This window comes from Methylobacterium sp. WL64, from assembly GCF_008039945.1.
Lineage (GTDB): Bacteria > Pseudomonadota > Alphaproteobacteria > Rhizobiales > Beijerinckiaceae > Methylobacterium.
The window spans coordinates 1-4,568 of record NZ_VRVA01000217.1 but is presented as its reverse complement, the minus strand read 5'-3'; the positions used below and the strand labels follow the sequence as shown (position 1 = coordinate 4,568).

At 55.7% G+C, this 4,568-nt stretch carries 4 protein-coding genes; all 4 read right to left on the bottom strand.

Translation table 11 applies throughout. From position 1 onward, the window contains the following. Positions 1–46 precede the first annotated feature (46 nt). A complete protein-coding gene (locus FV242_RS32775; protein ID WP_147941853.1) occupies positions 47–979 on the bottom strand; it encodes a glutamate cyclase domain-containing protein in 933 nt (310 codons plus the stop codon). Between the two features lie 100 nt (positions 980–1,079). After that, positions 1,080–2,390 (bottom strand): MFS transporter, encoded by a 1,311-nt coding sequence (locus FV242_RS32770; RefSeq protein WP_147941852.1) that lies wholly within the window; start codon positions 2,388–2,390, stop codon positions 1,080–1,082. Positions 2,391–2,561: 171 nt separating this feature from the next. Further along, entirely contained in the window at positions 2,562–3,440 is an 879-nt protein-coding gene (locus tag FV242_RS32765; protein WP_281407137.1) for an alpha/beta fold hydrolase, read from the bottom strand. A 15-nt stretch (positions 3,441–3,455) separates the two neighbouring features. Then, a complete protein-coding gene (locus FV242_RS32760; protein WP_147941850.1) occupies positions 3,456–4,391 on the bottom strand; it encodes an alpha/beta fold hydrolase in 936 nt (311 codons plus the stop codon). Between the last annotated feature and the right edge of the window lie 177 nt (positions 4,392–4,568).

Sequence of the window (4,568 nt, the reverse complement as noted above, 5' to 3'; positions counted from 1 at the left end):
CATGTTGCGACCTATTTTTTTTACTGACGTTCGTAGCCTTTTCCTGTTAAATCACGATCGCTGCGATCGATTTAAGAACAGTGGCATGATGCTCCCACGGCAACCGGTCGACGCTCATCTTCGGGCGGCCTGGGTTATCGGCTCGACTGTCGTCGACAGCTTGGCCTGTATGAACAGCAGCGGACAGAAAGGTTTGATCCATCTCGGCTGTGAAGAATGCCAAAAGACGATCCTTGAGTTCAGGCTTCTGACAGGCAATGGCTGCAAGAAGGCCGAAGCCACCCCAGTTCGAGACGCCAGCGATGATGAGCGCATCCGCAGGGGTTTTCGCTGCGATCAATTCGCCGTTGGTTACCGAAGTACGGACGATCTCCAGCGGCAAAGATCCCATGCCGATCTCGTTGCCCCCATCGCCAATCCCGATCGTGTACCAGCTACGCTTGCGGCTCGGATGGTCGAAGAGGCGGTGGAGCGGCGCAGTCTCGCGAGACATGTCCCAGCCGTGCTCACGATGAGGCTTATCGTCCTGGCCAGGGGCTACGCGCTCGATCGCGATCAAGTGCGTTATCGGCCGCTCGTCGCTTGCGAGGCGGTCGGCTAAGGCGTCAACGGCCACTTCGCTGACAGCGACAATCTCCAGCCCAACAGAGATGGGAAGCGCATCGACGACAGCCCATACCGCCTTGGCGCAAGGAGCATCGGTAATCACCGTCACAACAATGCCAGCATTGGCGAGCCCTGCAGCCAGATGCGCCATCCCGTTCAGTCCGTCGGTTTCCGGAGAAGGTGGCTCGGCATGCTTGATGTAGAAACCGACGACGATCCCAACATGCGCATTAGGTGCGTGAGCGATCTCCTCGGCGGCGCGGGCAAGGTTACCCCTTGCCCAATCTGTCATCCGGCTGATGTCGCGCCCATTCTTCGTCGCGATAATGCTTTCGATCTGATCGATTTTTGCACTCACTGCATTCTCCTGCATAGCGTTTCTCGCTACCGCTCGTAGGCCTTCGATGTACACCTCCGGAGCGAACGAGGATGCGAGCCGCACAAGCTGTGAAACTCCGGAAGGACAGCGTAGGTCAGATTTGGTTCCGCGCCCAAATTCGAAACACGATGAAGATTAGGATCGTCGCCAGAACCGGTCCCATCGAAAGACCAAGGAGCGCTAAGCTGAAGCTTCCGGTGCTTTCGCGGATCAAGCCGATGCCATAGGGCGCGACATAGCCGCTGATAGCACCGATCGAGTTGATCAGCGCCATCGCGGCTGCAGCGCCAGTGCCAGCTAGAAGCGTTGGGGCCCATCCCCAAAACATCGGAACCAAAGCATAGGTGCCGATTGCAGCGACTGAGATTGCGGCCATGGTGAAATACGAATTTGTTGTATATGCACTTATTGCAAGCCCTCCGGCAGCGCAGAATGCGGCGGTCGCAAGATGCCAAAAGCGCTCGCCTGTCCTGTCCGAGCTACGGGTCCATAGGATTGAGCTGATCGACGCGAACAGGAACGGTATCGCGGTGATGAAGCCGGTCTCTGTGTCCGTCAGCCCAAAGGATTTAACAATCTGAGGTAGCCAGAGTGTCAGACCGTAGTTCGACATATTCATGCCGAAGGCGATTGCGCTCAGTGTCAGCACCTTCGGACTCTTGAAAGCTTGCGCTATCGAGAGGAAGTCCTTGTGCTCCCCCTCCTGACGCTCGGACTCCATGCGGCGTACCAGCCAATTTCGTTCTTCTACTGACAGCCACTTTGCCTCGGACGGACGATCCGTCAGATGGAAGAAGACGACGACGCCGAGGATCGCTGCAGGCACACCCTCAATTACGAACATCCACTGCCACCCTGCGAGACCGAGGAAGCCGTGAAGATTTAACAGCATGCCGGAAACTGGCGCACCGAGAAGGATGGCGACTGGCATGCCGGCAACAAACATCCCCGTCATGCGGGCCCGATAAGTCGCCGGGAACCACCACGAGAAATACAGAATGAGTCCCGGGAAAAACCCTGCCTCGGCCGCGCCGATCACGAAGCGAAGTGTATAGAAGGACGCCGGGCCCACGACGAGCGCCATCCCCGTTGAGAGAAGCCCCCAAGTGATCATGATCCGCGTGATCCAGATCCGGGCGCCTACCTTCTGCATCGCGATGTTGCTTGGAACCTCGAACAGAACATAGCCGACAAAGAACATGCTGGCCCCGAGGCCATAGGCGACTGCCGAAAGTCCGATGCTCTCGTTCATCGTGAGAGCAGCCATTCCAACATTGATGCGGTCAAGGAAGGCAAAGAAATAGCAAATGGCCATTATCGGAATAATTCGCCATGCAACTTTGTGCATGACTGTTTTCTCAGTGGATTTTATGTCGCTATCCGCCAGATCAATGTAGGTATTCATTACTTTTACATTCCTTCAAGAATGAAGTTCTTTTTATATTACTTGCTATATTTCTTATGTCCGTGTCACGGCATTTGTAAACACATCATCGATTACTGGCGCGACGACCGGCTTGGAGAGCAGGGTGCGAGCAGGGAAGGCTATGCCGAACCGACCTCGGCTTTCGGCGACCTACTTGCTGAGGAAATTTATGAGATGTTCGGCCAGGAAATTCGGAGCTTCCTCGGGCACGTAATGACCGCAGTCCGGCACCACCAAGCCGGTCACATCCTCAGCAACAGGCCGCATCATCGGCTCCATCATGCTGCCAAGCCCGACATCGCCGCCAACGGTCAAAATGGGCGTCCTGATTTTCCGTCGCGCATGCTCACGGTTCTGTGCCATGTCGTCGAAATACGCGCGGTAGTAGCTGTTGGCGCAGCGCCATGCGCCGGGTGCCTCATAACAGCGGACATACTCGTCCATCGCTTGCTGGCTGATGGCGGCCGGGTTCGACGCCTTGGCTTGAAAAAGCCAGGACAGAAATTCGCGTTCACGTCCGGCTAGCAATGTCTCAGGTAGATCTGACAGGGCGTTGAAGAAAAAATGCCAATTCCGGCCGATGCGCTCGGGAGCGAAAGCATAGGCTTCCGCCGGCGCCAACCCAGGTACAGTCGCATCGATCAGCGCGAGCTTGCGAACACTATCGGGATAGGTCGCCACAAACGGATAACCAAGCCAGCAGCCGATATCGTGGCCAACAAAATCAAATTGGCGCCATCCCAATGCCCGTGTTAGATCATGGAGGCGCATGGCAACTGTGCCGGTGTCATAGCCATCGATCGGCTTGTCGGAGTCCCCCATCCCAGGCAGATCCACCGCGACGACTGTAAATCGCTTCGCCAGCAGCGGCATAACATGTCGCCAAGCGTACCATGTCTGGGGCCAGCCAGGGACTAAGAGAACCGGAGCGCCCTGCCCACCGGTTACGTAGTGCAGGCGGTTGCCAACCGCACCTTGTACTCGATGCTGAAAGATCCTTCCGAATTCGATTTCATTAAATTCACACATTGAGTTGTTAGCCAATCAGCGCTCGATGAATCGGATAAGTTCGCGGCAAATACCAATAGGATCTTCTTCGAGCATGTAATGACCACTTCCGACAATTGTGCCGCCTGAAACATCGGTCGCGATCGTCCGCATGACTTCCACTAGATGGTCGCCGTAGCCGCGCTCAGCGCCAAGCGCGAGTATCGGTATTTCCAAAGGACGTTCCGCTCGCCGCCGATTTGCTTCGACACCCGCCACGTTGAAGATTGTTCGGTAGTAATTGTTGATGGCGCGGAGGGCGCCGGGCGCGCTGAAGTGCCGTACGTATTGCTCGACCGCCGCGTCGTCGATTGCCCAAGGCCGCATCGCCTTGGCTCTGAACAGCCACGTGATGAACTCTCTCTCCCGCCCGCCAATCAGGAGTTCCGGTAAATCGTCCAAGCGATTAAAGCTGAAGTGCCAGTTCTGCAGTACGGTTTCGTCGCCATCCATGTCGTTCCGGGGAGTCGAGATGCCGGGTACACAGGCGTTCATCACGGCCAAGCGTTTGACGTCGTTACGCCAATCGGCCGCGTAGGCGTAAGCAAGCCACGTACCGATTCCATGGGCCGCGACGGATATCGGGCCGTCCGACAGGAGGCCTATCGTCTCTACAAAGCCGTGAATGTCAGTAGCGAGGGTCTTTAGATCGTAGCCGTCTGTGGGCCGGTCTGAGTCACCAACACCGCGCGGATCTAAAACTACAACTCGATGGCCGGACGCCACAAGCTGTGGCATGATGAAACGCCAAGCGTACCAGTTTTGTGGCCAACAGCAGGGCAACAGGAGAATGGGTGGTCCCTTGCCGCCCTCGACATAATGCAGATGGAGCCCATCGACAACGGCGGTGCCGTGGTGGAACGTTTGCCAGAACTGGCTCCAATCAATGAAGGTGGCATTAGAAATACCATCTGATATTGGAGCTTGAGCCATATACATTTACTCCCATTTCAATATCAGCAGAAGCTTTGCTTCATTTTTGTCTTTTACGGCATTGATAGCTGAACCGTGGTCTGCTCATGCCGAGCATTCGTCGTGCCCTAGAGATTGCTATCTTTATTTTTCGGATATAATAATAGCGACCTTTGATATTTCATATATCACCGCATG

Bases quoted from the DNA above. Each gene is read 5' to 3' on its own strand.
- FV242_RS32770 (WP_147941852.1), bottom strand. From the start codon at position 2,390: ATGAATACCTACATTGATCTGGCGGATAGCGACATAAAATCCACTGAG.
- FV242_RS32760 (WP_147941850.1), bottom strand. From the start codon at position 4,391: ATGGCTCAAGCTCCAATATCAGATGGTATTTCTAATGCCACCTTCATT.
- FV242_RS32765 (WP_281407137.1), bottom strand. From the start codon at position 3,440: ATGTGTGAATTTAATGAAATCGAATTCGGAAGGATCTTTCAGCATCGA.
- FV242_RS32775 (WP_147941853.1), bottom strand. From the start codon at position 979: ATGCAGGAGAATGCAGTGAGTGCAAAAATCGATCAGATCGAAAGCATT.